Raw genomic sequence first — 26,654 nt, 5'->3', positions numbered from 1 at the left:
CGGCCACCCGCCCGTGCTGAAATAAGGGTCATGACACTCACCGCCCGCCCGATTCGCGGCATGCTCGCGCTGCTGGCACTGAGCGTCGCCGCCGGCCTGCCCGCGGCGGGCGCCGATCCCGCCGGCTCGCTGCCCACGTTGACGTCCGGCGGCGGTGGGCCGATCGTCGGCGGCGGGTCGGCCGCCGCGCCGGGAATCTCCCAGCAGCTCTTCAGCTTTGGCAACCCGGGCGTTGTCCAGGAGGCGGACGGCTCGGATGCGGCGCAGTTCATCACGGCCGCGGCCGGGGCGGGCAACCAGCAGCTCGCGGGTCCCTTCTCGCTGCTGCGCCGGGCGCTGACCTGCCAGACCAACAACGCCGGATTCGGCGCTCGTGCCTATCGCCGCAACGACGGCCAATGGGGCGGCGCGATGCTGGTGGCGGCCAAGAGCGCGACCCCGAACGTCGACGGACTGGTCGCCTGCGCCAAGACCAATTGGCGCAGGACGGCGGCCGGTGGCCAGGCCGCGATGTGCGACTTCGGCTGGACCACCCCCACCTCTTATCAAAGCCGTGGCGGCGAGACCTACTACATCCTGCTCGCCGGCACCGCCTCCGACTTCTGCAGCGCGCTGAACGTCAAGTACAAGAACGATGCCAACGCCTGGCCGTTCTAGTCGGCGCCTGGCGGGGTGAAATTTGTTCTGCCACAGCATATTTCAGATTCCCGCTCGCTCATGCGCGGCGCGGGGCGCACCGGTATTCGCGGATGCTCGCCTTTATCCGGGGTGGCGTCGTACGGTGGGACGTGCGCTGGGGAACATCGACCCCGGGGCCCACGCGTGAAGAAGGGACAGGCATGTCGCGCCATCGCGTCGTCATCATCGGAAGCGGCTTCGGCGGGCTGTCCGCGGCCAAGGCGCTCAAGCGCGCCGACGTCGACATCACCGTGATCTCGAAAACGACCACGCACGTCTTCCAGCCGCTGCTGTACCAGGTGGCCACCGGAATCCTGTCCGAAGGCGACATCGCGCCGACCACCCGGCTGATCCTGCGCCGCCAGCAGAACGTGCGGGTGCTGTGGGGAGACGTCTCGGACATCGACCTCACCGCGAAGACGGTCAAATCCCATCTGATGGGCATGGACACGGTGACGCCCTACGACAGCCTGATCGTGGCCGCCGGGGCGCAGCAGTCCTACTTCGGCCACGACGAGTACGCGGCCTTCGCGCCCGGGATGAAGAGCATCGACGACGCCCTGGAGTTGCGTGGCCGTATCCTCGGCGCGTTCGAGGCGGCCGAGGTGGCCACCGACCCGGCCGAGCGGAAGCGCCGGCTGACGTTCGTGGTGGTCGGGGCCGGGCCCACCGGTGTCGAGTTGGCCGGCGAAATCGTCCAGCTGGCCGAGCGCACGCTGGCCGGGGCATTCCGGACGATCACCCCCAGCGAATGCCGGGTCATCCTGCTCGACGCGGCGCCCGCGGTGCTGCCGCCGATGGGTCCCAAACTCGGGCTCAAGGCGCAACGGCGGCTGGAGAAGATGGACGTCGAGGTGCAGCTCAACGCGATGGTGACCGCGGTCGACTACATGGGCATCACGGTCAAGGAGAAGGACGGCGCCGAGCGCCGCATCGAATGCGCGTGCAAGGTGTGGGCGGCGGGGGTGCAGGCCAGCTCGCTGGGCGCGATGCTCGCCGAGCAGTCCGACGGAACCGAAACCGACCGCGCCGGAAGGGTGGTCGTCGAGCCCGACCTGACCGTTAAGGGGCATCCCTACGTGTTCGTGGTCGGCGACCTGATGTCGGTGCCCGGCGTCCCCGGCATGGCCCAGGGCGCGATTCAGGGCGCCAAATACGCGGCCACCGTGATCAAACAGGCCGCCAAGGGCCAGGACGATCCGGCCGCGCGCAAGCCCTTCAAGTACGTCGACAAGGGCAGCATGGCGCTGATCTCCCGGTACAGCGCCGTCGCGCAGGTCGGCAAGGTGGAGTTCGCCGGGTTCCTGGCCTGGCTGGCGTGGCTGGTGCTGCACCTGTACTACCTCATCGGCCACCGCAACCGCATCGCCGCCATGTTCGCCTGGGGCATCTCGTTCCTTGGCCGCAGCCGCGGCCAGATGGCCATCACCAGCCAGATGATCTACGCGCGAACGATGGTGGATTGGCTGGCGCGCCAGGCGCAGGACGGCACGCTGGCGGCGGCCGAGCACCTCGACTCGGCCGAGAAACAGGCGGGCTAACTCAGCGCGCGATCGATGTCGGCGATCAGGTCGTCGGTGCCTTCCAGCCCGACGGAGATGCGCACCACGCCGTCACCGAGCCCGATCGCCGCGCGACCCTCCGGGCCCATCGCCCGGTGCGTGGTGGTCGCGGGATGCGTGACAAGGGATTTGGCGTCGCCGAGATTGTTCGAGATGTCAATCAGCTGCAGCTTGTCGAGCACCTCGAAGGCGCGCCCCTTGGCGGCACTGTCCGGGCAGTCGAGCGCGAACGTGATCACCGTTCCGCCGCCGGACATCTGGCGCTTGGCCAAGTCGTACTGCGGGTGCGAGGACAGATACGGGTAGCGCACCCAACGCACCGCCGGATGGCCCTCCAGGAACTCGGCGATCCGGAAGGCCGAGGAATTGCTGTGTTCCACCCGGACCGCCATCGTCTCAAGGCCTTTCACCAGCACCCAGGCGTTGAACGCGCTCATCGCCGGCCCGGTGTGGCGCATCAGTTTCTGCACCGGGCCGTCGATGTACTCCTTGTCACCCAGGATGGCCCCGCCGAGCACCCGGCCCTGGCCGTCGATGTGCTTGGTGCCGGAGTACACCACCACGTCGACGCCGAGCGGAATGCCCTGCTGCAGAAGCGGAGTGGCAAACACGTTGTCCAACACCACTTTTGCCCCCGCGGAGTGGGCGAGCTCGCTCACCGCGGCGATGTCCACCAGCGACTGCATCGGATTCGACGGCGTCTCGAAGAACACCGCCGTGGTGGGCACCGACAACGCCTGCTCCCACTGCGCCAGGTCGTCGCCGTCGACGAAGACGGTCTCGACCCCCCAGCGCGGCAGGATCTCGTTACACACCACGAAGCACGAGCCGAACAGGCTGCGCGCCGCCACCAGCCGGTCCCCCGCGCCCAGCAGCGCGCCCAACGAGGTGAAGACCGCCGCCATGCCGCTCGCGGTGGCGAAGGCCGCCGGGGCACCCTCGAGCAGGCGCAACCGCTCCTCGAACATCGCCACGGTCGGATTGCCGTAGCGCGAGTAGACGAAGCGGTCCACCTCGCCGGTGAACGCCTGCTCCGCGATCGCCGCCGATTCATAGACGTAGCCGGACGTCAGATACATCGCCTCGGCGGTCTCGTCGAACCCCGAACGCAACAGCCCGCCGCGCACGCCGATGGTCGCCTGGCTGACCCCGTCGGGCAGCGCCGCAGGCATGCGAACGGAATCGTCGTGGGCCGAAGTCATCCCCGGTACAGCCCCGCTCAGCCTTGCTTCCAGGGCAATCCTATTGCCCGCCAACCTGTTTCACCCCGATGGCCGTTGGCATCGAGCTGGCCCTCGAAGCCGTCCAGGATGTTGTAAGCCGGCGTGATGCCCAGCTGCGTCGCCACCTCGGCGGCGCCGATGGATCGGTTTCCGGAGCGACACAAGAACAGCACCGGGCGCTGCGCATCGCCCTCGGCGGCCCCCACCTGCTCGCGCAGCTCGCCGGCGAACTTGTCGTTGCGCCGTCCATCGGAGAAATTCCACTCCAGGAACAACACCTCGCGGCCGAGGCTGGACAGATCGGGCACACCGACGAATCGCCATTCGGCGTCGGTCCGCACGTCGACCAGCACGGCGTTGGGGTTGTCGCTGAGCAGCTTCCATGCGTCCAGGGGCGAGATGTCCCCGGCATAGGAATGTGCGCGCTCTGTGCTCATGCTCGTTTTCCCTCGTCGTCCGTTGTCAGCCACCCTATCTATCGAGGCGGTCGCCGTACCCATCCGGGGGCGGTGGATTCGGACGGGCCGCCTCGCGGGCTCAGCCGGGCGACTCGGGCCCGACGAGCCGGCCGGCGACCTGCCCGGCGCGCTCGCGGGCGGTCGCCACCTCGGGTGCGGAGGCCAACACCCGGTAGCCGCGCCCGACCACCCGCAGGTCGCTCTCGGGCACGCTCAGCGCGCCGCTGAGCGCGGCGGGGTCGTGGGGGCCGGGCGTATCGATCCCGCGGGCGGCCGCCGGCGACACCATCATGGTGTCCACCGGCAGGCCCAGGATCGTGCGGGCCGCCAGTTCGAACGCCGAGAGCCGCTGACTGCGCAGTGTCACCCAGACGCTGTCGCCGAGGTGTGACATGACATCGACGAAGTACACCTCGTCACCGTTGACCATCAATTCGACCGCGAAGACGCCACGCCCGCCCAGCGCCTTCACGATCCGCGCGCCGATCGACTTCGCCGCGTCCGTCGCCGCCGCGCTCATCTTCTGCGGCTGCCAGGATTCGCGCACCTGCCCGCCCGGGCCGCGATGGCCGATCGGCGAACAAAAGTCGATCACCGGTCCGTTCGGACCTTCGGTGCGCACCGCCAGCAACGTCACGCAGAACTCGACCTCGACCACGGTCTCGGCCAGCACCCGCGGTTGTCCGGGGCCCGCGTGACCGTCCACCGCGCGTTGCCACGCCGCCCCGAGGTCCTCGCGGCGCGCCGCCACCGACTGCCGCGGGCCCGCCGGCCCGGCCACCGGCTTGACCAACAACGGGTAGCCGGCGTGCGCGCCCACCGCCTCGAGCTCGCCCGGCGACCCGACGAACCAGAACGGCGCGGTGGGCAGCCCCAATTCGTCGGCGGCCAGCCGCCGCTGGCCCTCGCGGTCGGCGCTGAGCCGCGCGGCGCGGGCACTGGGTACCAACTCGATATGGCTTCCGGCGGCCGCGAGTCCGTCGAGGGCCTCGAGGGTCTGGCCGGCGACGGCGTCGGCCGCGGTCACCACGACGTCGGGGCGCAGCCGTTGCAGCGCCGCGGACACCTGGGCGGCGTCGGTCAGCGGGAGCACCAGGGCCTGGTCGGCCACCCCGTGCGCGGGTGCGTGCGGATCCTGGTCGACGGCGACCACCCGGGCTCCGAGGCGCCCCAGATCGATCGCCAGCTCCCGGCTGATCTCCCCGCCGCCCAGCAGCACCACCGTCGTCCTGCCGTCGGCGGCGGGCGGCCCGGGTTCGTCACGTGCCGAAGCGTGCCGGGGCACGACGAGCTCCGTCGTTTCGTCGTCCCGTCCGTCGGTCACCCCGTCAAGGATAGGCGGGCCGCCGGAACTCAGGGCTGACCTGGGAGCAACTGCACCATCAGGCCGTGGGCCTCGGCCAGCAGCGTGTCGTCGGAGTCGAGGAGTTCCGCGGACACGAACGCCTTGCGCCCCTCGGTGCCGGTGACGCGTCCGCGTACCACCAGCGGCACGTCGATCGGGGTGATCTTGCGGTAGTCGACATGCAGGAACGCCGTCCGGCTGATCGGGCGCGACGACGCGTGAGCGACCATCCCGAACATGTGGTCGAACAGCAGCGGCAGCACACCGCCGTGCACCGCGTGGTTGCCCCCGACGTGAAAGCGGGTGAAATGGCCCCGCATTTCGCAGCCGTCGGGCTCGTACCGCGTCAACGTCCACGGCGGCAACAGCAGACTGCCCATGCCGGGCAGGTCCGGCGTCCGTCCGGCCGGCGCCCTGCCCTCCACGGCCGCCTGGAACGGTCCCAGCAACTCGGTGAGCGCCGCGACACGATCGGCCGCGTCGTCCCACGTGTCGTCGTCGGGGTCGGCCGACACGGCGAGGTCCTGCAGCCTTCGCATGGCCGCCACGAATCGCCCGAATCCCGGGCCCGGGCTGGCCACCCCGTATTCGGGGAAGCCGCCGTGGTGCGCGTATTCGGGATCGAGGTCTTTGGGATCCTGGACGGCGCCCGTCACGGACGGGCCGCCAGCACGTCGCGGCGCACGATGGTCTGTTCCCGCCCGGGGCCCACACCGATGCACGAAATATGGGCTCCGGCAAGCTCTTCCAGCCGCAGCACGTAGTCGCGGGCCTTGGCGGGCAGGTCGTCGAATTCGCGGGCCTGCGAGATGTCCTCCCACCAGCCGGGCAGTTCTTCGTAGACGGGTTGAGCCCGCGCCAAATCGCTTTGCGTCATCGGCATCTCGTGAATGCTCGCACCGTCGATCTGGTAGCCGACGCACACCGGAACCGTCTCCAGGCTGGACAACACGTCGAGCTTGGTCAGGAAGAAGTCGGTGATGCCGTTGACCCGGGTGGCGTAGCGGGCGATGACGGCGTCGAACCAGCCGCAGCGCCTGCGCCGTCCGGTGGTGACGCCGAACTCGCCGCCCGTCTTGGACAGGTATTCACCCTTCTCGTCGAACAGCTCGGTGGGGAACGGGCCCGAGCCCACGCGAGTGGTGTAGGCCTTGAGGATCCCCAGCACGGCGGTGATGCGGGTGGGGCCGATACCCGAACCCACGGCCGCGCCGCCCGCCGTCGGATTCGACGACGTGACGTACGGATAGGTGCCGTGGTCGACGTCGAGCAGCGTGCCCTGCGAGCCTTCCAGCAGGACGGCCTCACCCGCCTCGAGCGCTCTGTTGAGCAGCAGCCGGGTGTCGGCGATTCGGTGCTTGAAACCCTCGGCCTGCTCCAGCAGGGCCTCGACCACCTGCTGCGGATCCAGGGCCTTGCGGTTGTAGATCTTGACCAGGATCTGGTTCTTCAACTCCAGCGCGGCTTCGACCTTGTGCGTCAACACCTCCGGGTCCAGCACGTCGGCGACCCTGATGCCGATGCGAGCGATCTTGTCCTGGTAGCAGGGGCCGATACCGCGGCCGGTGGTGCCGATCTTCTTGTTCCCCATGTAGCGCTCGGTGACCTTGTCGATGGCCACGTGGTAGGGCAAAAGCAGGTGCGCGTCGGCGGAGATCAGCAGCTTGGAGGTGTCGACGCCGCGGTCTTCGAGGCCCTTCAGCTCGTCGAGCAGCACGGCCGGGTCGACCACCACGCCATTGCCGATCACGTTGGTGACACCCGGGGTCAGCACTCCCGACGGAATGAGGTGCAGCGCGAAGTTGTCGCCGGTCGGCAGGACGACGGTGTGCCCGGCGTTGTTGCCGCCCTGGTAGCGCACCACCCACTGAACGCGGCCACCGAGCAAATCGGTGGCCTTACCTTTGCCCTCGTCGCCCCACTGGGCGCCGATGAGGACGATTGCCGGCATGACACGCTCCCACCTGATCTCGCCTGCGTATTGTGGTCCAGCCGGTGACCCACCCTAGCCTGGCGACCGTGCAAGCCGCCGCTGGCCGGCGCAGGAGCCGGGCAGATCAGCTTAAGCCAGGAGGTGGCGAGACAGGCATGACAGAGCCGGTGCGGGCGGGCGCGCGCGCCGCCGACATGGCGGTGCTGGCGTTCGGCGGCCGCCGGGTGCCGCGGCCGCTCACCGACCTGGCCGTCGTCCGGGTCGACGACGCCGGCGACCCGGCGGCCCTCGACGCCGCCGTCGGCGCATTCCGTCGGCTGGTCGTGCTGGGCGGCGACGCCGAGCTGGCCGCGGTGCTGACCCGGCTGCTGCGTGCCGAGCGGCTGGACGTCGAGGTCGCCTACGCGCCGCGGCGGCGCACCCGGGCGACCGGGATCTACCGCCTGCCGGCCGGATTCCGGGCGGCGCGACGGGCCACGCTCGGCGCCGCGCGTCGGGTGCCCCTGATCCGCGACGAGACCGGGTCGGTGGTGGTGGGCCGGGCCGGCTGGGTGCCGGCGGACGGCGCGCGCACGATCCGCGGCGAGGCAGTGGTCGACGACACCACGCTGTTCGACGGCGACGCTCCCGGCGTGTGGATCGAGCCGACGCCCGCCGCGCCTGGCCTGCGCGCGGCGGTCGCCGGCCGCTTCCGGCGCCGTTGGGTCGCCGGCCGCGCCGCCCAGCTGGGCAGCACGGGCGTCGCCGTCCTGCGTGACGGCGTTCCCGCTGCGCGCCCGGCCCGCCGCTGCGCGTTCTACCGCAACATCGAAGGCTGGCTGTCGGTCCGCTAGTTTCGACCGGTGAGCTTCCCTGCCTCCCGGCGCGAATCGGTACGGCCCAGCCCGATCTTCTTGGGCCTGATCGGGCTGACGGGCGTCGGCGCCGCCCTGGCCTGGTCGGCGGGGGTGAGCACCCGGCCGCTGGCGTACGCCGGCGTCTTCGTCTTCGTGATCTCCGGCTGGCTGGTGTCGCTGTGCCTGCACGAGTTCGGGCACGCGGTGACGGCCTGGCGGTTCGGCGATCACGATGCCGCCGTGCGCGGCTACCTGACGCTGGACCCGCGCCGCTACAGTCACCCCGCGCTGTCGCTGCTGCTGCCGATGGTGATCATCCTGCTGGGCGGCATCGGCCTGCCCGGCGCGGCGGTCTACGTGCGGACCTGGTTCATGACGCCCGCCCGGCGCACCCTGGTCAGCCTGGCGGGACCGGCGGCCAACCTCGTGCTGGCGGTGCTGCTGCTGGTGTTGACGCGGTTGTTCTTCGACCCGATGCACGCGGTGCTGTGGTCCGGGGTGGCGTTCCTCGCGTTCCTTCAGCTCACCGCCGTGCTGCTGAACCTGCTGCCCATCCCGGGGCTGGACGGGTACGACGCGCTGGAACCGCATCTGAGTCCGGACACCCGGCGGGCGCTGGCGCCGGCCAAGCAGTGGGGCTTCGTCATCCTGCTGTTCCTGCTGTTGGCGCCGGTGCTCAACCACTGGTTCTTCGGGGTGGTGTTGTCGTTGTTCGACCTGTCCGGCGTGCCGGGCGTCCTGGTGGGCTGGGGCAACGCGCTGACCCGCTTCTGGAGCCGCTGGTTCTGATCCCTTGCCATATATGCGTCTATGCGCATATATTTCGGGCCATGGGCGCAGGCCACAACCACACCCCTGCCGAGACGGACGACGCCCGGACCATCCCCCGGATGATCATGGCCGCGGCGATCCTCGCGGCGTTCTTCGTGGTGGAGCTGGCCACGTCGTTGCTGATCAACTCGATCGCGCTACTCGCCGACGCCGGCCACATGCTGACCGACGTCGTCGCCGTCTTCATGGGGCTGGCCGCCGTCACCCTGGCGCGCCGCGGCAGCTCGTCGCCCGCCCGCACCTACGGCTGGCATCGCGCCGAGGTGTTCACCGCCGTCGCCAATGCGGCGCTGCTGATCGGCGTGGCGGTGTTCATCCTCTACGAGGCCATCCGGCGGCTCAGCGAAGCTCCCGCCGTTCCCGGCGTGCCGATGATCGTGGTCGCGCTGGCCGGGCTGACCGCCAACCTCCTCGTCGCGCTGCTGTTGCGGTCGCACTCGGCGGGCAGCCTGGCGGTCAGGGGCGCCTACATGGAAGTCGTCGCCGACACCGTGGGCAGCCTGGGCGTCCTGATCGCCGGCGTGGTCACCGTGACGACGCACTGGCCCTACGCCGATGTGGTGGTGGCAGTGCTCGTCGCGCTATGGGTGCTGCCCCGGGCGGTCGCGCTGGCCCGCGACGCGCTGCGGATCCTGTCCGAATCGTCGCCGGCCCACATCGACGTCGAGGAGCTGCGCGCCGCGCTCGGCGCCGTCGACGGGGTGACGGACGTGCACGACCTGCACGTGTGGACGCTCTCGCCCGGCAAGGACATGTGCACCGCACACCTGATCAGCACCGGCGACTCCGCGCGCGTCCTGCACGACGCGCGCACGGTCCTATCCGCTCGAGGGCTCGAGCACGCCACCGTCCAGATCGACTGCCCCGACGACACCGATTGCGCGGGCGGCTTCTAGATCGTCAAAGCCCGAGCGCCGAGCGCGCTCCGGGGTCGCAATCGTCGAGCAGATCCAGGCACCGCGCCCGCTCGTCGGCTTCGCCGATGGTGTCGGCGGCGCGCGCCAGCGCCGCCACACACCGCAGGAAGCCGCGGTTGGGCTCGTGCGAGTAGGGCACCGGCCCGTAGCCCTTCCAGCCGTTGCGGCGCAGCTGGTCCAGGCCACGGTGGTACCCGGTGCGCGCATAGGCGTACGCAACGACGGCCTGGTCGTCGGCCAACGCCTGCTCGGCCAGCGCCGCCCAGGCGACCGACGCCGTCGGGTGCGCGGCGGCGACGATGCCGGGCTCCTCACCGGCGAGCAGTTCCTCCTCCGCATCGACATCGCCCGGCAGCAGGATCGGGTCGGGCCCCAGCAGATCTCCCATCGGCGTCATCGCTCTATTCTGCAGCTCGCTCCTTTTGCATGCGTGACGCACCTCGGCCATCGCGCCGGGCCCGTGACTCGGTCGCTAAGCTCTGCAACTACCCCACGAAGCGGGAGGACAGTAGTACTCATGCCCAACCCATCCGAACCCGACCGCGGCGGCAGGCCGCAGCGGCCCGGGTTCGACCCACGCGAGTCCCGCACCGAACGCAGCGACGAGTGGGGGCCCGAGCCCGGCTTCGAAACCGGAGACGACAGCACCGAGGTCGTCCCCCTGGTCCCCAACGACTCCGAAACCGAGACCGAGGTGATCAACAGGCCCGACCCGGCGAGCGGCCCCGAGGAAATACCGGACGGCCCGCAGCGCGAACGTCGCTTCACCGCGCCGGGCTTCGACGCCAAGGAAACCGCGATCATCGCCACCACGCCGGAGCCGGCCACGGAGGTCTTCGCGACGCCGCCCGGACAGGACAGCGCCGCACAGTTCGGAGTTCCACCCAAACCCGCCGTCCCGCAATCGATCCCACCGAGACTCGGCGGAAGACTGCGCCCACCAAAGCAATTCAACTGGGGATGGGTACTGGCGCTGGTGGTCATCGTCCTGGCGCTGGCGGCTATCGCGATCCTGGGCACGGTGCTGCTCACCCGGGGCAAACACGCGAATGTCTCGCGGGAAGACCAGGTTCGGCAGACCATCCAGAATTTCGACGTCGCGATCCAGCGGGGTGACCTGACCACGCTGCGCACCATCACGTGCGGCAGCACCCGCGACAACTACGCCGACTACGACGAACACGCGTGGGACGAGACCTACCGGCGGGTATCAGCGGCCAAGCAGTATCCGGTGATCGCCAGCATCGATCAGGTGGTGGTCAACGGCCAGCACGCCGAGGCGAACGTCACCACGTTCATGGCCTACGACCCGCAGCTACGCTCCACCCGCAGCCTGGATCTGCAGTACCGCGACGACCAGTGGAAGGTTTGCCAGTCCGCCAGCGGTTAGGGCAATTCGCAGGCTACGCGGCCTCCACGAGCCATCAACCACGGCGACGCGAATCGGCGTGTCGTGTACCTGGTTTACGTGTCGCGGAGTCGCCTAACGTGGCTAAGCGCCGACCGACTTTCCGGCACAGTGCAGGTCGGCGCAGGCCTGGACCACCCGCTCGGACATCGACGCCTCGGCCTTCTTCAGGTAGCTGCGCGGGTCGTAGACCTTCTTGACGCCGACCTCGCCGTCGACCTTGAGCACGCCGTCGTAGTTGGCGAACATGTGACCGGCGATGGGGCGGGTGAACGCGTACTGGGTGTCGGTGTCGACGTTCATCTTCACCACGCCGTAGCGCAACGACTCCTCGATCTCCGACGTCAGCGAACCCGAACCGCCGTGGAAGACGAAGTCGAACGGCTTGGCGTCGTCGGGCAGCCCGAGCTTGGCCGCCGCCACCTTCTGCCCCTGGGCCAGGATGTCGGGGCGCAGCTTGACGTTGCCGGGCTTGTAGACCCCGTGCACGTTGCCGAAGGTAGCGGCGAGCAGGTACTTGCCGTGCTCGCCGTGGCCCAGCGCATCGATGGTGTTCTCGAAGTCGTCCGGCGAGGTGTAGAGCTTGTCGTTGATCTCGTGGGCCACGCCGTCCTCTTCGCCACCCACCACGCCGATCTCGATCTCCAGGACGATCTTGGCGGCGGAGGCCAGCTCGAGCAGTTCCCTGGCGATCCGCAGGTTCTCGTCGATCGGCACGGCCGAGCCGTCCCACATGTGCGACCCGAACAGCGGATCCTGGCCCGCGGCCACCCGCTCCGCCGAGATGGCCAACAGCGGGCGGACATAGGTGTCCAGCTTGTCCTTGGGGCAGTGGTCGGTGTGCAGCGCGACGTTGACCGGATACCTGTCCGCAATGGAGCGGGTGAACGCCGCCAGCGCCAGCGCGCCGGCCACCATGTCCTTGACGCCCAGCCCGGACGCGAATTCGGCACCGCCGGTGGAGAATTGGATGATCCCGTCGCTGCCCGCGTCGGCAAAGCCCTTGATCGCGGCGTTCACGGTCTCCGACGAGGTGCAGTTGATCGCCGGGAAGGCGTACGCGTGCTCCTTGGCGCGTCGCAGCATCTCGGCGTAGACCTCGGGCGTGGCGATGGGCATCTGAACCCCCTTCTGCGGCCGGGTCCTCCCAGTATCGTCCAGGTTGCTCAGCGGCTCATCTCGGGCCGGTATGTTGAGGGATCATGAGCACCGCCGTGACGGCCCTGCCCCACATCTTCGACCCCATGTATTGGCTGGGCGCCGACGGCGTGTTCGGGTCCGCGGTGCTGCCCGGCATCCTGATCATCGTCTTCGTCGAGACGGGGCTGCTGTTCCCGCTGCTGCCGGGCGAGTCGCTGCTGTTCACCGGTGGCCTGCTGGCCGCGCACCCGAACCCGCCGGCCAGCATCTGGGTGCTGGCCCCCGCCGTCGCCACCGTGGCGATCCTGGGCGACCAGACGGGATACTTCATCGGCCGTCGCATCGGCCCGGCGCTGTTCAAGAAGGAAGACTCGCGCTTCTTCAAGAAGCACTACGTGACCGAATCACACGCGTTCTTCGAGAAATATGGGCCGTGGGCGATCATCCTGGCCCGCTTCGCGCCGTTCGTGCGGACGTTCGTCCCGCCCGTCGCCGGGGTGTCCTACATGCGCTACCCGGTGTTCTTGGGCTTCGACATCGTAGGCGGCATCCTGTGGGGCGGCGGTGTCACGCTCGCGGGCTACTTCCTGGGCAACGTGCCGTTCGTGCACCACCACCTGCAGAAGATCCTGCTGGTTATCCTCGTCGTCTCGCTGATGCCGGCGTTCGTGGCGGCCTGGCGCAGCTACCGGGGGCGCAGGCGCGCGGCCGTCTCGCCCGACCAGGAGCCCGAGCGGCTGGCGAGCCCCGAGTAGCGCGGGCGCGGGATCAGACCGCGACGTTGAAGTCGCAGCCCGTCTTGGCGCGCACCTCTTCGACGGTGACCCCGGGCTGCAGTTCGGTGAGCACCAGCCCCTGACCCGGCTCGACGTCGAAGACGCACAGGTTGGTGATGATCATGTCGACCACGTTCTTGCCGGTGAGGGGCAGCGTGCACTGGCTGAGGATCTTCGGGCTGCCGTCTTTCGCGGTGTGGTCCATCAGCACGATCACACGCTTGACACCGGACACCAAATCCATTGCGCCGCCTGGCCCTTTGACCATCTTGCCCGGCACCATCCAGTTGGCCAGGTCGCCGTTCTCCGCGACCTCCAGCGCGCCCAGGATGGACAAGTCGATGTGGCCGCCGCGGATCATCGCGAAGGAGTCGGCGCTGCTGAAGAAGCTGGATCCGGGCAGGCTGGTGATGGTCTGCTTGCCCGCGTTGACGAGGTCGGCGTCGACGCTGTCCTCGCTCGGGTAGGCGCCGATGCCGAGCAAGCCGTTCTCCGATTGCAGCGTGACCTTGATGCCGTCGGGAATGAAGTTGGCCACCAGCGTCGGAATGCCGATGCCCAGGTTGACGTAGTAGCCGTCGCGCAATTCCCGGGCGGCGCGCCGGGCCATCTGCTCGCGGATGGGGCTGTCGCTCTTCAGCGCGGAGCCGCCGCTCGTGGTGCGGAACTCGATGCGCTTCTCGTAGCCGGTGCCCACGATGATGCGGTCGACGTAGATGCCGGGGGTGTGGATCAGGTCGGGGTCGAGCTCGCCGACCTCGACCAGCTCCTCCACCTCGGCCACGGTGACCGCGCCGCAGGTGGCGATCATCGGGTTGAAGTTGCGGGCGGTCTTGCGGTAGACGAGGTTGCCTGCCGTGTCGCCCTTCCACGCCTTCACGATCGCCACATCGGCCCGAATGCCTTCCTCCAGAACGTATTCGGTGCCGTCGAAGACCCTGGTGTCCTTGCCCTCGGCGAGCGTGGTGCCGAAGGCCGTGCGGGTGTAGAAGCCTGGGATGCCCGCCCCGCCGGCGCGCAACTTCTCCGCCAGCGTGCCCTGCGGTGTCAGCACCAGGTCCAGCTCACCGGCCAGCACCTGGCGCTCGAACTCCTTGTTCTCGCCGACGTAGGAGGCGATCACCTTCGTCACCTGCCGGCCCTTGAGCAGCAGGCCCATGCCGAAATCGTCGACGCCGGCGTTGTTTCCGACGATGGTGAGGTCCTTGATGCCGCTGTCGAGCAGCGCCTGGATCAGCTTCTCGGGGATGCCGCACAGACCGAAACCGCCCGCGGCGACGGTGATGCCGTCCCGGAGCAGGCCGTGCAGAGCCGACTCCGCGTCGGGATGGACCTTACTGCTCACAGGTTGCTCCTGACCTCGTGCGACGGCTCGGCGGAGACGTTACAGGCGGCCTCCATGAGCATCCACCCCGACAGCTGCACCGACAGGTCGCGCTCGGCCACCTCGGACTCCGTCACCGCTCCCTCGACGAACTGCGACCGTTTGCCCTCCGCCGTGGGCAGCTGCGCGTCGCGGTCCCAGAACGGGCCGAACACCGGCAGCCCGTCCACCGATTGCCGGTTGTCCCAGGCCGACTTCGCGCTGGCCAGCACGATCCGGCGGGCGGTGTCGCGGGCCAGCACATCGTCGGCCTCCCGGCCCGGCAACGCCGTGGCCACCAGCGCCAGGTACCGCGCGGTCACCCCGGCGAACAGGCCGCCGTCCCCGCCGCCCGCGCCGGCCAGCACACCCGCAGGCGCCATCTGTTCGCCGACCGCGGCCACCAGGCGATGCACCCGTCGCGCGTGCCGGGTCCTGGCCTCGGCGCCGGTGCGGGCGGCCAGTTCGGTCTCGAGGCCGAGCACCACGCCCTGGCAGTAGGTGTACTGCGCGCGGACCAGCGAGCCGGCTTTGATGCCGTCGAAGACCAGGTGCGTCTCCGGGTCGATCAGCGTCCGGTCGATCCAGTCGCCCATCTGCTCGGCGCGTTTCAGATGGTCTCCGTAGCGCGCGAGGAAGATGCCCGCGGGTCCGTTGGCCGGGGCATTGAAGAACTGGTCCTGCTTGCGCCACGGGATGCCGCCGCCGTCCTCGGGCGCCCATGCCCGGAGAAACTGGTTGGCGAGCTTGGGCAGTGCGCGCCTGCGCTCAACGCCGGCGATGCGCGCGGCGCGTTCCAGCGCCAGCGCCAGCCAGGCCATGTCGTCGTAGTAGCTGTTGGTCCACGAGAAGTTGTTGCGCAGCCGGTGCGAGCGGACCTGCCGGTTGATCGCGGTGTGCCGGTGCGGCCGCGGATCGCGCTGCTGGGCGTCGAGGAGGCAATCCAGCAGATGCGCCTGCCACCAGTAGTGCCAGGTGCCGAACCAGCGGTCGCGCCGGGTCGGCGGCCAGGCCACCACGCCCAGCTGGGTTGCGGGCAGCCCCCACAGCCGCTTCAGGTGTCGTTGCGTGACGGCGGCTTCGCAGCTGGCGGCGCGGTTGAACCAGAGCTGATCCATACCTGTCGATCCTGCCGCACGCGGTCGTGCCCGGCGTCACCAGGCGCGGGTCAGATCGGCGTGTTGCCTGACCCAGGCGTGCATGGCGATGCCGGCGGCGACGCCGGCGTTGATGCTGCGTGTCGAGCCGAACTGCGCGATCGACACCGTCAGCCCCGCACCCGTGCGGGTGTCGTCGGTGATGCCCGGTCCCTCCTGACCGAACACCAGCAGGCACTCGCGCGGTAGCACGGTCTCCTCCAGGCGCGCCGCGCCCGGCACGTTGTCCACGGCGACCACGGTCAGCCCCGCGTCCGCGGCGAAGGCCAGCAGCTCGGCGGTGCTGCCGTGGTGGCACAACCGCTGGTAGCGATCGGTCACCATGGCGCCGCGCCGATTCCACCGCCGCCGCCCCACGATGTGCACGGTGTGCACCGCGAACGCGTTGGCGGTGCGCACCACCGAACCGATGTTGGCGTCGTGACCGAAGTTCTCGATCGCCACGTGCAGGGGGTGCCGACGGCGATCGATGTCGGCGGTGATCGCTTCCCGGGTCCAGTACCGGTAGGCGTCGACCACGTTGCGAGTGTCGCCCTCGCGCAACAAGATTGGGTCATACCGCGGGTCGTCCGGCGGCTCGCCCGGCCACGGCCCGACGCCGGCGGGCGGTGTCGTCGACCATTCGGTGGGGCCCGGACCGCTCATCGCAGCGTCCACACACCGGCGTGGGTGCCGTCGATGGCCAGCGTCGCGTAGAGCAATGCGTCGTTGATCTCGCCCTGGGTGCACAGCGAGGCGTTGACGCGCACAGCGTCCAGTGAGGCGTCGGGCAGGATCAGCACCGACGAGCCGTACGCCGCGCAGGCCGGGTTCAGTCCCGGCGCGGGCAGCGTCGGCGACGCCAGCAGCATCATCGGGCCGCCACGCTTGGTGGACTCGTCGCGGTAGCGGGCCGCGACGGCGGCGACTTCCAGCCCCAGCAACATGTAGCCGTTGCCGGTGAACGCCCCGGGATCGCCCAGCTGCATCTTGGTCACCGGGGTGCCGTCGGCGCGCCAGGCCGACAGGCTGACGGTCTTGACCCCCAGGCCGCCGCTGTCGTTGGGGTTGGTCGGCAGCAGTCCGACCGGGAAGGCCACCGGGTAGGCCGACGAGCTGTCCGGGATGCGGTCGCGCGGCGAGTAGCTGAAGACACCGCGCACCTGACTCCGATCCTTCAGTGGCCCAAGGCAAACCGTGCCGGTGAGTCGGTCGCGCGTCGCGGAGAGCGGCGCGGGGACGTCGCGCGTGCCCACCTTGGCGTTGTCGCAGCTGCCCAGGCCGGTGACCTCCATGGGGTGGGCCAGCGCGCCGTAGAGCCCGAAGCGGATGTCGGCGGGTGTGGCGTGCGGGTGTTTGGCTTCGTCGGCCGAGGCCGGGCTCGCGTCGACGTCGACCAGCACGTAGTCACCGGCCCAGCGCAGATTCGACACCGACATGTTCCAGCCGAGCAGGGCCAGCGATTCGCCGATCCGCGCGCTCTGGGCACCGTAGGGGCGGGCGTGTTGGCCGGCGGACGAGCAGCCGGCCAGGCCCAGCACCAAGCAGGTTGCCACCGCGAGGAAGGCGCGCACGGCTCAGCGGCCCTCGGCCGGGGTGGGGCATTCTTGCCGCGGGGGCCTCGGGGGCCGCGGGGGCCGCGCGGGTCGCACGCGCCACACACGCCATACACGCCACGCCAGCCCCGGCCAGCAGGGGACAGCTAATTGCCCGCCTTTCCGCGACAACCCGGCCGCACTCCCGCTGCGATGCGTGTGTCGCTCAGAGTGCGTGTGTCGCTCAGAGCCGGGCACAACGACCATCGCCCGGGCCGGGGACTCCCGTGACGCATGTGACCATGGGTGCATACGAGGACTCACCGGCAACTAGCTCAGCCCCAGATCGGCCAGCTCCAGCACGCTTCTGTACAGCAGCCCTTCGGCCTCGATGGCCTCGGCCGCGCCGGTGGCACGGTCCACCACGGTGGCCACCCCCACCACATCGCCGCCGGCCTCCCGGACCGCGCGCACCGCCGTGAGCGCCGAGTTACCGGTGGTGCTGGTGTCCTCGACGACCAGTACCCGCTTACCTGAAACCTCGGAGCCTTCGATAAGACGTTGCAGCCCATGGGATTTCGCTGACTTGCGCACGACGAAGGCGTCAATCGGGCGACCCGGGGCATGCATGACCGCGGTGGCCACCGGGTCGGCCCCCAGCGTCAGGCCGCCGACCACGGCGTAGTCCCAGTCGCTGGTCAGCTCGCGCATCAGCGCGCCGATCAGCGCCGAGGCGCGGTGATGCAGTGTGGCCCGGCGCAGGTCGACGTAATAGTCGGCCTGCTTGCCGGAGGACAGGGTCACCCGCCCGTGCACCACCGACAGCCGTGCCACCAACTCCGCCAACTCTTTTCGGTCAGGTCCGACCACGGCCGCTCCCGATTCGCTTGGTGACCGCCCGCATCAGGTTGCGCGGCATCAGGCGCTCGGCCGCGATGATCGCCTTGTACTGCAGGCCCGGGATGCTGATCACCTTGCCGCGGGCGATGTCGGCCAGGCTCTCGCTGACCACGTCGTCGACCTCGAGCCACATGAACGACGGAGACTTGGCCATGTCGATCCCGGCGCGCTCGTGGAATTCGGTGCGCACATAGCCCGGGCACACGGCGTGCACGGAAACGCCGGTGCCCTGCAGGCCGACGGACAGGCCCTCGCTGAACGAGATCACCCACGCCTTGGACGCCGAGTACGTCGACCCGCGTCCGGGCACCAGCCCGGCCACGCTGGCGATGTTGACGACGGTGCCGGCGCCGGCTTCCAGCATCGCCGGCAGCGCGGCCCGGGTCAGGTGCATGACCGCGGTGACGTTGACGTCGAGCTGGGACTGCAGCAGCCCGGGATCGCTTGACCAGAAGTCGCCGGAGGTGCCGAACCCGGCGTTGTTCACCAGGACGCTCACTCCCCCGGCGAGCCGATCGCAGACCCGTTGCCGGCCCGCGGCATCGGCCAGGTCGGCGGGCAGGATCTCGATGCTGCCGGAGTGTTTCTGCAGTTCGTCGGACAGCTCGTTGAGGCGGTCCACGTCGCGGGCGACCAGGACCAGGTCATAGCCGTCGCCGGCATAGCGCCGCGCGAACCCGGCGCCTATCCCGGAGGTAGGCCCGGTGATCAGGGCTACGGGGCGGGGCATGAGCGACATCCTAGTGACGGCGGCCGAGCCGGCCTCTCAGACCACCCGGGGCGTGCCGTCAGCGCTGATAGTTGCTGGCCTGGTGGCCGTTGCGTCCGGAGGGAGGTGGGCGGCGGACGGTTTCCGAACGCCCGTCGGGTCGCCGCTGCTCGCGGTGCATCGGCTCGGCGGCGCGACGACCGGCCTGCAGGTCGGGGCCGAGCAGCCCCGCCACGTCTTGTTGGGCACGCCGGGGCGGCAGCTCGGCGCGGCCCGCCGGCGCCAGCGGTCGGCTGGGTGAGGCGTTGCGCAAACCCGACGGCGCCCCGGTCTCCTGCCCGGTCTCTTCGGGCAGCGGCGGCAGCACCCGCAGCAGGTCGTTGAACTGGCGCACGGTGCGCAGACCTTCGTCCCACTGGGTGCGGGTGCTGGTGATCGGCAAGGCGACCAGCGTCCAGTTCTGCTCGTTCCACATGATCTCGGCGCTGTCGGGGGCGGTGTGCGCGAAGGTGACCATGCGGCGGTCACAGGCCCGCCGCGCGGCATCGAGGTTGGTGGAGTAGACCATCCGCGGCCCGATCGCACCCAGCAGCCAAATGTCGCTTTCCCGTGGCTCTTTGAGTCCCTTGAGCCGCAGGTCCACCACGACGTTGGTGCCCACCTTGCGGTGCAGCGCGATGACGGTGGCGACCTCCTCGAGGTCGAAGATGTACACGGCCTCGCCGCGGATCTGACCCAGCACCACGTTCTGGGCGGCGACGTCGCCGACCGTCGACATCACCCCGCGCTTCCAGCGCTTGAGGATGTCGGCCGACTCACGCTCGTAGTCGAACCCGTGTGATCGCGCCCACGACCTACGGCGCCTGCTGCGCCCGCGCCGCCGATCGATGTCGACGTACAGCAACACCCCCGCACCGACAAAGCACAGCGCGGAGAGCGTGAACCAGAGGGGGACCATCCAACACAGGGTATCTGCTATTCGGCGGGAACACAGAATTCGACCTGGTCACAACCCAGTCACTTATTGTGCGATCATCCCGGCCGGCGCCCACCCGAGGATGCGGGTTAGACGCCGCGCCGAGACAACCACGAGACAATCATCAGCCCAGGATCAGCGAGTCGCCGTCGGGACTGACGTTCACCGGCACGGTGTCGCCGTCGTGCACGTCACCGGCCAGCAACAGCTTGGCCAGCTGGTCACCGATGGCCTGCTGCACCAGGCGACGCAACGGCCGCGCCCCGTAGACCGGGTCGAACCCGCGCTGCGCCAGCCACTGCTTGGCCGGCAGCGACACCTCCAGCTGCAGCCGTCGCTGGGCCAGCCGCTTCTGCAGCTGCGCCAACTGGATGTCGACGATCTGCACCAGCTCCCCGGGCTCGAGGCCGTGGAAGATGATCACGTCGTCGAGCCGGTTGATGAACTCGGGCTTGAACGCCGAGCGCACCGCGGCCATCACCTGCTCCTCGCTGCCGCCCGACCCCAGGTTGGACGTCAGGATCAGGATGGTGTTGCGGAAGTCGACCGTGCGGCCCTGACCGTCGGTCAGCCGGCCCTCGTCGAGCACCTGCAGCAGCACGTCGAACACGTCCGGGTGCGCCTTTTCGATCTCGTCGAACAGGATCACCGTGTAGGGACGCCGCCGCACCGCCTCGGTCAGCTGACCACCCTGGTCGTAGCCGATGTAGCCGGGGGGCGCGCCGACCAGCCGGGCCACCGAGTGCTTCTCGCCGTACTCGCTCATATCGATGCGGACCATCGCGCGCTCGTCGTCGAACAGGAAGTCGGCCAGCGCCTTGGCCAGCTCGGTCTTGCCCACGCCGGTGGGGCCCAGGAACATGAACGATCCGGTGGGCCGGTTAGGGTCGGCGACCCCGGCGCGGGAACGCCGCACGGCGTCAGACACCGCGGTCACGGCCTTGCGTTGGCCGACGACCCGCTTGCCCAGCTCCTCTTCCATCCGCAGCAGCTTGGCGGTCTCGCCTTCGAGCATCCGGCCGGCCGGGATGCCGGTCCACGCCGACACGACGTCGGCGATGTCGTCAGGCCCGACCTCTTCCTTGAGCATCACGTTCTCGCGAGCCTCGGCATGCGGCAGCGCCGCGTCCAGCTTCTTCTCCACCTCGGGAATGCGCCCGTAGCGCAGCTCGGCGGCCTTGGCCAGGTCGCCGTCGCGCTCGGCACGCTCGGACTCCCCGCGCAGCGTGTCCAGCTGTTCCTTGAGCTCGCGCACGACGTCGATGGCGCTCTTCTCGTTCTGCCAGCGGGTGGTGAGCTCGGCCAGCTTCTCCTTCTGGTCGGCCAGCTCGGAGCGCAGCTTGTCCAGCCGCTCCTTGGACGCCTCGTCCTCTTCCTTGGCCAGCGCCATCTCTTCGATCTCGAGGCGGCGCACCAGCCGCTCGACCTCGTCGATCTCGACGGGCCGGGAGTCGATCTCCATCTTCAGCCGGCTGGCGGCCTCGTCGACCAGGTCGATCGCCTTGTCGGGCAGGAACCGGGCGGTGATGTAGCGGTCGGACAGCGTCGCCGCGGCGACCAGCGCGGAGTCGGTGATGCGCACGCCGTGGTGCACCTCGTAGCGGTCCTTGAGCCCGCGCAGGATGCCGATGGTGTCTTCCACCGAGGGCTCGCCGACCAGCACCTGCTGGAAGCGGCGCTCCAGTGCGGCGTCCTTCTCGATGTACTTGCGGTACTCGTCGAGCGTGGTGGCGCCGACCAGGCGCAACTCGCCGCGGGCCAGCATCGGCTTGATCATGTTGCCGGCGTCCATGGCGCCCTCGCCGGTCGCCCCGGCGCCGACGATGGTGTGCAGCTCGTCGATGAACGTGATGATCTGGCCGGCGGAATTCTTGATGTCGTCGAGGACGGCTTTGAGCCGCTCCTCGAACTCGCCGCGGTACTTCGCGCCCGCCACCATCGACCCGAGGTCCAGGCTGATGACGGTCTTGTCGCGCAGGCTCTCCGGCACGTCGCCGGCGACGATGCGCTGGGCCAGCCCCTCCACGATCGCCGTCTTGCCGACGCCGGGCTCACCGATGAGCACCGGGTTGTTCTTGGTGCGACGGCTCAGCACCTGCACGACGCGGCGAATCTCGTTGTCGCGCCCGATGACCGGGTCGAGCTTGCCCTCGCGGGCCCGCTCGGTCAGGTCGGTGGAGTACTTCTCCAGCGCCTGATAGGTCGCCTCGGGTTCCGGGCTGGTGACCCGGCCGCTGCCGCGCACCTTGACGAACCCGTCGCGCAAGGCCTGGGGCGAGGCGCCGTGGCCGGTCAGCAGTTTGGCGACGTCCGAGTCGCCGGTGGCCAGGCCTACAAGCAGATGTTCGGTCGAGACGTACTCGTCGTTCATCTCGGTGGCCAGTTGCTGCGCGGTGGTGACGGCGGCCAGCGACTCGCGCGACAGCTGCGGTTGCGAGCTGGCGCCGCTGGCCTGCGGCAGCCGCTCCAGCATCCGCTCGGTTTCGGCGCGAATGGTGGCGGGGTCGACCCCGACGGCCTGCAGCAGCGGCACGGCGATGCCGTCCGCCTGGGTCAGCAAGGCCATCAGCAGGTGCAGCGGCCGGATCTCCGGGTTGCCGGCGGCCGAGGCCGCCTGCAGCGCCGAGGTCAGCGCCGCCTGGGTCTTGGTGGTCGGGTTGAAAGAGTCCACGACGACCTCCGTTCAGTTTTGAAAGGGTTCAGAAAAATGCTTGTCCGGTTGTTCAACGCCGTCAAGGTTGAGTCTGTTCCGCTCAACTCTACCGAGTTTTGGGCACCATGTCTTTTGGGGTACCCCCGTACGGATGACGCAGACGAGCCAGCATCCCGACCGGGCCGACGCCGCCCTCGCCGCGGCTGCGGGACTGGCGCTTGCGGGCCTGGTCGCCGTCGGCTTGCACGCCGGCCTGGCCGGCGGCCAGGCGACGGTCCCGGAGTCGGGCACGCTGCAGGTCAGCGGGACGGGGACCACGAAAACGATCCCCTGCCACCTCGGCTACCTCTCGGTGAGCGGCAAACAGAACACCCTCACCCTCACCGGCCACTGCACCAGCGTCAGCGTCTCCGGCAGCGGCAACCGCGTCACGGTCGACAGCGCCGACGCGGTAAGCGCGTCCGGCACCGGCAACAGCGTTGTCTACCACTGGGGTTCGCCCCGCGTCGTCAACACCGGCGCCGCCAACGTCGTGCGACAGGGCTGAACCCGTAGCGCCCGAGCCTAGAATCGGGGTCCGTGAGCCTGGAGGACACCGAAGCACTGCGGGTGCTGCGCGACGCGTTCGCCTCGGTCGACTCCGGCTCGGTGGGCGACTCCGGTGGGCTCGTGCACCGCTTTTACACCCAGTGGTTCGCCCTCGACGTCTCGGTGCGCGATCTGTTCCCGCCCGAAATGCGCGCCCAGCGCCTCGCTTTCGGCCATGCGCTGCACTGGGTGTACGGCGAGCTGGTGGAGCGGCGCGCGCAGGAGCCGGTGGCTTTTCTGGCCCAGCTCGGGCGCGACCATCGCAAATACGGTGTGCTGCCGCGGCATTACGAGACGCTGCGGCGCGCCCTGTTCGCGACGCTGCGCAGCCATCTGGGTCAGGCCTGGAACGACGCCGTCGACGACGCGGCCAGGCAGTCGCTGAACCTGATCACCGGGGTGATGAGCGGCGCCGCGGACGCCGACGAGGGACCCGCCTGGTGGGACGGCACCGTCATAGCGCACCGGCGGGTGTCGCGGGATCTGGCGGTTGTCCGGCTGCAGCTCGATCAGCCGTCGCACTACCACGCCGGCCAGTACGTGAACGTGCACGTGCCGCAGTGCCCGCGCCGCTGGCGCTATCTGAGCCCCGCCATTCCGGCCGATCCGGGCGGCGGGATCGAGTTTCACGTCCGCCTGGTGCCCGGCGGCCTGGTCAGCACCGCGATCGTCAACGAAACCCGCACCGGCGACCGCTGGCGGATGTCGAGCCCGCACGGCGGCCTTCGGGTCGACCGCGACGGCGGCGACGTGCTGATGGTTGCCGGCAGCACCGGCGTCGCGCCGCTGCGGGCGCTGATCATGGACCTGTCCCGGTACGCGGTCAACCCGCGGGTGCATCTGTTCTTCGGCGCCCGCTACCGCTGCGAACTCTATGATCTGCCCACCCTGTGGCAGGTCGCCTCGCACAATCCGTGGCTGTCGGTCTCGCCCGTCTCGGAGTACAACAGCGACCCGTCGTGGGCCGCGGACTACGCCGACGTCACACCGCCACGGGGCCTGCACGTGCACCAGATCGGGCGGCTGCCCGACGTGGTGACCAAGTACGGCGGCTGGGGCGACCGGCAGATCCTGGTCAGCGGCGGCCCGGCGATGGTCGCCGCCACCAAGGCCGCCTTGCTCGCCAAAGGTGCTGCGCCGGAACGCATTCAGCACGACCCGCTATGGAGGTAGCCATGAATGTCGTCACCCTGAGCGATCCTTCGTCGCAGGTAGTCGCGCAATTCGTCCCCGAGGCGGGCATGATCGGCACGTCGCTACGCGACGCCGGCGTGGAGTTGCTGGGCCAGCGCCGCGGCCTGGACGCCTACATCACCGACGGCAAGACGATGGGCATCCCGATTCTGTATCCGTGGGCAAACCGGTTGGGCGACAACACCTATACCGCCCAGGGTGTCACCGTGACCCTGACGCCGGGAGAAAGCGGTGTGCGCGCCGACCCCAACGGGCTGCCCATTCATGGCGTGTTGGCCGCCTACCCCGGCTGGCGGGTGACCGCCCAGACCGGCAACGAGCTGACCGCCCAGGTGGATTTCGGCGCCGATCCCCGATTGCTGGCCGGCTTCCCGTATCCGCACGTGCTGACGGTGACGGCCCGGCTCAGCGACCGGGCGCTGACGGTTATGACCACGGTCAGCCCGACGAGCGACCGTGCGGTGCCGCTGTGCTTCGGGTTTCACCCCTATCTGCGACTGCCCGATACTGCGCGCGCCGATTGGGTGATAGAGACACCGCCGTTGCGGCATCTGCGCCTCGACGACAAAGGGCTGCCCGCCGGCGACTCGCAGCTGCAGCCGGACCGCCAAGAGGCGTTGCGCGACAAAGCTTTCGACGACGCCTACGACCAGGTGGACGACGGTGCAGCGTTCGCGGTGTCCGGCGGCGGGCGCCGTATCGAGGTGCACTTCGAGCGCGGCTATCCGGCTGCGCAGATTTTCGCGCCGCCGGCCGAGGATCTGATCTGTTTCGAGCCGATGGCGGCGCCGACCGACGCGCTGCGCCGGGGCGGCTATCGATGTGCGCCGCCGGGCGAGCCGGCGGTGGCGCAATTCTGCATCCGGGTCTGAGCAGCGTCACGAAAACGCCTGGATCGCAATATCATCGGCGGTTATTACGGGGCTGCCACACCACCACGGCGGTGCTCTTGGGCACCACCGCCACATCGCGGCGCTGGCCGGCGCGCATCGTCGCGATTTCCTCGGCCATTTCTTTCAGCCGCGACTGCAGGGCCTCGACCTGATTTGTCAGTTCGATGATCCGCTTGATGCCGGCGAGGTTGACTCCCTCGGCCTGAGAGAGCCGTTGCACCTCGCGCAGCAGGTCGACGTCGCGTTCCGAATACCGCCGTCCCCCACCGGATGTCCGGCTCGGGCTGACCAGGCCGAGACGGTCGTAGGTGCGCAATGTCTGGGCGTGCATGCCCGCCAGCTCGGCGGCCACCGAGATCAGGAAGGTTCGGGCCTCCTCTTTGCGGTTCTTGGCCATCAGCGGTTACCCGCCCATCCCGCCCGGGGGTCGAAGCCGCTGGCGCGCTCGGCGGCGGCGTATGCCTCCAGCGCCTCCTGGGCCGCGCCCTCCAAATTGGAGGGTACGGCCACCTTTACGGTCACCAGCAGGTCGCCGTTACCGCCGCTGCGCTTGGGCACACCACGCCCGCGCACCCGCAGGATCCGGCCGTCGGCGGTGCCCTTGGGCACCCGGACACCGACCTTGCCATCCAGCGTGGGCACCGAAATGGTTGAGCCCAAGGCCAACTCGGTGAAGCTGACCGGAACGGTCACCGTGAGATCGTCGCCGTCACGTCCGAACACCTTGTCCGGGCGCACATGGACCGTCACGTACAGGTCACCCGACGGCGCACCGCGCAACCCCGCCTCGCCCTGCCCGGGCAGCCGGATTCGTTGTCCGTCCTCGACGCCCGGCGGGATCCGCACGTTGATGGTGCGGGTGCGGGTGGTGACGCCGGTGCCCTTGCACTCGTCGCAGGGGTGCTCGATGATCGAGCCGCTGCCCCGGCAATCGGTGCACGGTTCGGAGAACCCGAAGGCGCCCTGGTTGCGGTTGATCACGCCGGAGCCGTTGCAGGTGGGACACACCTTCGGGCTGGTGCCCGGCCGCGCGCCACTGCCGTGGCAGTTGGTGCACGGCGCCGGGCTGGTCAGCCGCAGCGGCATCGCCACGCCCTTGGCCGCCTCGACGAAATCCAGCTGGGTTTCGGTCTCGAGGTCGTTGCCGCGCCGCGGCCGGCTGGGACGGGCACTCGCACCCCGCCCGAACAACCCGCCGAACAGGTCGCCGATGTTGGCGCCGCCGGTGCGGCCCGCGGCGTCGAACAGGTCGTTGAGGTTGAACTCGGCGCCGTCGCCGCCGACGTTGAAGCCGCCGAACCCGCCGCCGTCGAACCGGCGCCCGCCAAAGCCGCCGCCGGCGAACAGCCTTCGGGTTTCGTCGTACTCGTTGCGCTTGGCCTCGTCGGACAACACGCTGTAGGCCTCGGAGACCGCCTTGAACCGTTCGGCTCCGGCCGGGTTCTTGTCCGGATGCAGATCCGAGGCCAGCTTGCGGTAGGCCGTCTTGATGTCTTTCTGGCTGGCGTCAGAGGAGACGCCCAGCTCCTTATAGAAGTCCTTCTCGACCCACTCACGCTGGGCCACGTCGCGTCACCCCCTCACCTGGTTGTGCTGATTG

Annotated in this window: 27 protein-coding genes; 10 read left to right on the top strand and 17 right to left on the bottom strand. The window is 69.5% G+C overall.

The genetic code is table 11. The annotated features are described in order from the left end of the window. Positions 1–30 precede the first annotated feature (30 nt). Together OQ789_RS05190 and OQ789_RS05185 are read left to right on the top strand one after the other, a co-directional pair. Positions 31–657, top strand: coding sequence for a hypothetical protein (locus OQ789_RS05190; RefSeq protein WP_324683964.1), 627 nt, complete (start codon positions 31–33; stop codon positions 655–657). Positions 658–839: 182 nt separating this feature from the next. After that, a complete protein-coding gene (locus OQ789_RS05185; protein ID WP_324683963.1) occupies positions 840–2,219 on the top strand; it encodes an NAD(P)/FAD-dependent oxidoreductase in 1,380 nt (459 codons plus the stop codon). Here the strand turns inward: OQ789_RS05185 and OQ789_RS05180 are convergent. From OQ789_RS05180 to OQ789_RS05160, 5 genes are all read right to left on the bottom strand, one after another. Then, positions 2,216–3,442, bottom strand: coding sequence for an O-succinylhomoserine sulfhydrylase (locus OQ789_RS05180; protein WP_324683962.1), 1,227 nt, complete (start codon positions 3,440–3,442; stop codon positions 2,216–2,218). The genes OQ789_RS05185 and OQ789_RS05180 overlap by 4 nt on opposite strands. A gap of 17 nt (positions 3,443–3,459) precedes the next feature. Then, positions 3,460–3,900, bottom strand: coding sequence for a rhodanese-like domain-containing protein (locus OQ789_RS05175; RefSeq protein WP_324683961.1), 441 nt, complete (start codon positions 3,898–3,900; stop codon positions 3,460–3,462). Between the two features lie 100 nt (positions 3,901–4,000). Next, positions 4,001–5,257, bottom strand: coding sequence for a formate-dependent phosphoribosylglycinamide formyltransferase (purT, locus tag OQ789_RS05170; RefSeq protein ID WP_420716049.1), 1,257 nt, complete (start codon positions 5,255–5,257; stop codon positions 4,001–4,003). A gap of 17 nt (positions 5,258–5,274) precedes the next feature. Continuing rightward, the gene (locus OQ789_RS05165; RefSeq protein WP_324683959.1) at positions 5,275–5,922 is read right to left on the bottom strand and encodes a PaaI family thioesterase; all 648 of its coding nucleotides are present in this window, start codon (positions 5,920–5,922) and stop codon (positions 5,275–5,277) included. Continuing rightward, on the bottom strand, positions 5,919–7,217 hold the full coding sequence (locus tag OQ789_RS05160) for an adenylosuccinate synthase (protein ID WP_324683958.1): 1,299 nt from the start codon (positions 7,215–7,217) through the stop codon (positions 5,919–5,921). The genes OQ789_RS05165 and OQ789_RS05160 overlap by 4 nt, the downstream gene beginning before the upstream one ends. A gap of 137 nt (positions 7,218–7,354) precedes the next feature. On the opposite strand from OQ789_RS05160, the gene OQ789_RS05155 reads away from it, so the two are divergent. From OQ789_RS05155 to OQ789_RS05145, 3 genes are read left to right on the top strand one after another with little or no spacing between them, the layout of a single operon-like run. After that, entirely contained in the window at positions 7,355–8,032 is a 678-nt protein-coding gene (locus OQ789_RS05155) for a peptidase M50 (protein WP_324683957.1), read from the top strand. 9 nt (positions 8,033–8,041) lie between these two features. Further along, entirely contained in the window at positions 8,042–8,824 is a 783-nt protein-coding gene (locus OQ789_RS05150) for a site-2 protease family protein (protein WP_324683956.1), read from the top strand. 41 nt (positions 8,825–8,865) lie between these two features. Then, positions 8,866–9,762 carry a cation diffusion facilitator family transporter gene (locus OQ789_RS05145; protein ID WP_324683955.1) on the top strand — a complete coding sequence of 299 codons (897 nt, stop codon included), beginning with the start codon at positions 8,866–8,868 and terminating at the stop codon, positions 9,760–9,762. Between the two features lie 4 nt (positions 9,763–9,766). Here OQ789_RS05145 and OQ789_RS05140 read toward each other — a convergent pair whose 3' ends face one another. Beyond that, positions 9,767–10,180: a DUF3151 domain-containing protein gene (locus OQ789_RS05140; protein ID WP_324683954.1), complete on the bottom strand. Its 414-nt coding sequence runs from the start codon at positions 10,178–10,180 to the stop codon at positions 9,767–9,769. Between the two features lie 120 nt (positions 10,181–10,300). Here OQ789_RS05140 and OQ789_RS05135 point away from each other — a divergent pair, with 120 nt between their 5' ends. Then, the gene (locus tag OQ789_RS05135) at positions 10,301–11,173 is read left to right on the top strand and encodes a hypothetical protein (RefSeq protein WP_324683953.1); all 873 of its coding nucleotides are present in this window, start codon (positions 10,301–10,303) and stop codon (positions 11,171–11,173) included. Positions 11,174–11,275: 102 nt separating this feature from the next. Here the strand turns inward: OQ789_RS05135 and fbaA are convergent, their stop codons facing one another. Then, on the bottom strand, positions 11,276–12,310 hold the full coding sequence (fbaA, locus tag OQ789_RS05130; RefSeq protein ID WP_324683952.1) for a class II fructose-bisphosphate aldolase: 1,035 nt from the start codon (positions 12,308–12,310) through the stop codon (positions 11,276–11,278). An 83-nt stretch (positions 12,311–12,393) separates the two neighbouring features. Here fbaA and OQ789_RS05125 point away from each other — a divergent pair, with 83 nt between their 5' ends. After that, a complete protein-coding gene (locus OQ789_RS05125; protein ID WP_324683951.1) occupies positions 12,394–13,086 on the top strand; it encodes a DedA family protein in 693 nt (230 codons plus the stop codon). A gap of 13 nt (positions 13,087–13,099) precedes the next feature. Here OQ789_RS05125 and OQ789_RS05120 read toward each other — a convergent pair whose 3' ends face one another. The 8 genes from OQ789_RS05120 to clpB form a co-directional block, all read right to left on the bottom strand. Then, positions 13,100–14,452 carry a 3-oxoacid CoA-transferase gene (locus OQ789_RS05120; protein ID WP_324683950.1) on the bottom strand — a complete coding sequence of 451 codons (1,353 nt, stop codon included), beginning with the start codon at positions 14,450–14,452 and terminating at the stop codon, positions 13,100–13,102. After that, positions 14,449–15,588, bottom strand: coding sequence for a glycoside hydrolase family 76 protein (locus OQ789_RS05115; protein ID WP_324683949.1), 1,140 nt, complete (start codon positions 15,586–15,588; stop codon positions 14,449–14,451). The genes OQ789_RS05120 and OQ789_RS05115 overlap by 4 nt, the downstream gene beginning before the upstream one ends. Positions 15,589–15,624: 36 nt before the next feature. Continuing rightward, positions 15,625–16,272 carry an RNA methyltransferase gene (locus OQ789_RS05110; protein WP_324683948.1) on the bottom strand — a complete coding sequence of 216 codons (648 nt, stop codon included), beginning with the start codon at positions 16,270–16,272 and terminating at the stop codon, positions 15,625–15,627. Further along, entirely contained in the window at positions 16,269–17,180 is a 912-nt protein-coding gene (locus tag OQ789_RS05105) for a hypothetical protein (protein WP_324683947.1), read from the bottom strand. Before OQ789_RS05105 ends, OQ789_RS05110 begins: the two co-directional genes overlap by 4 nt. A 291-nt stretch (positions 17,181–17,471) precedes the next feature. Beyond that, positions 17,472–18,011, bottom strand: coding sequence for an orotate phosphoribosyltransferase (pyrE, locus tag OQ789_RS05100; RefSeq protein WP_324683946.1), 540 nt, complete (start codon positions 18,009–18,011; stop codon positions 17,472–17,474). Beyond that, a complete protein-coding gene (locus OQ789_RS05095; RefSeq protein ID WP_324683945.1) occupies positions 17,998–18,771 on the bottom strand; it encodes an SDR family oxidoreductase in 774 nt (257 codons plus the stop codon). The genes pyrE and OQ789_RS05095 overlap by 14 nt, the downstream gene beginning before the upstream one ends. Positions 18,772–18,829: 58 nt before the next feature. Next, positions 18,830–19,708, bottom strand: a complete 879-nt coding sequence (ttfA, locus tag OQ789_RS05090; RefSeq protein WP_324683944.1) for a trehalose monomycolate transport factor TtfA — start codon at positions 19,706–19,708, stop codon at positions 18,830–18,832. Between the two features lie 142 nt (positions 19,709–19,850). Beyond that, complete coding sequence (gene clpB, locus OQ789_RS05085) at positions 19,851–22,397, bottom strand: ATP-dependent chaperone ClpB (RefSeq protein ID WP_324683943.1); 2,547 nt, start codon at positions 22,395–22,397, stop codon at positions 19,851–19,853. 133 nt (positions 22,398–22,530) lie between these two features. Here clpB and OQ789_RS05080 point away from each other — a divergent pair, with 133 nt between their 5' ends. The 3 genes from OQ789_RS05080 to OQ789_RS05070 are packed head-to-tail and all read left to right on the top strand — an operon-like array spanning position 22,531 to position 25,033. Then, a complete protein-coding gene (locus tag OQ789_RS05080) occupies positions 22,531–22,926 on the top strand; it encodes a DUF3060 domain-containing protein (protein WP_324683942.1) in 396 nt (131 codons plus the stop codon). Between the two features lie 32 nt (positions 22,927–22,958). Beyond that, a complete protein-coding gene (locus OQ789_RS05075) occupies positions 22,959–24,140 on the top strand; it encodes an FAD-binding oxidoreductase (protein WP_324683941.1) in 1,182 nt (393 codons plus the stop codon). A gap of 2 nt (positions 24,141–24,142) precedes the next feature. After that, on the top strand, positions 24,143–25,033 hold the full coding sequence (locus OQ789_RS05070; RefSeq protein WP_324683940.1) for an aldose 1-epimerase: 891 nt from the start codon (positions 24,143–24,145) through the stop codon (positions 25,031–25,033). A 31-nt stretch (positions 25,034–25,064) separates the two neighbouring features. On the opposite strand, the gene OQ789_RS05065 is transcribed toward OQ789_RS05070, so the two are convergent. Together OQ789_RS05065 and dnaJ are read right to left on the bottom strand one after the other, a co-directional pair. After that, complete coding sequence (locus OQ789_RS05065; RefSeq protein WP_324683939.1) at positions 25,065–25,451, bottom strand: heat shock protein transcriptional repressor HspR; 387 nt, start codon at positions 25,449–25,451, stop codon at positions 25,065–25,067. Further along, entirely contained in the window at positions 25,451–26,620 is a 1,170-nt protein-coding gene (gene dnaJ / locus OQ789_RS05060; protein WP_324683938.1) for a molecular chaperone DnaJ, read from the bottom strand. Before dnaJ ends, OQ789_RS05065 begins: the two co-directional genes overlap by 1 nt. Between the last annotated feature and the right edge of the window lie 34 nt (positions 26,621–26,654).

The organism is Mycobacterium sp. 94-17 (assembly GCF_035617725.1).
Taxonomy (GTDB): domain Bacteria; phylum Actinomycetota; class Actinomycetes; order Mycobacteriales; family Mycobacteriaceae; genus Mycobacterium.
Note: the sequence above shows the minus strand (reverse complement) of the source record. Positions and strands in the feature narration are given on the sequence as shown.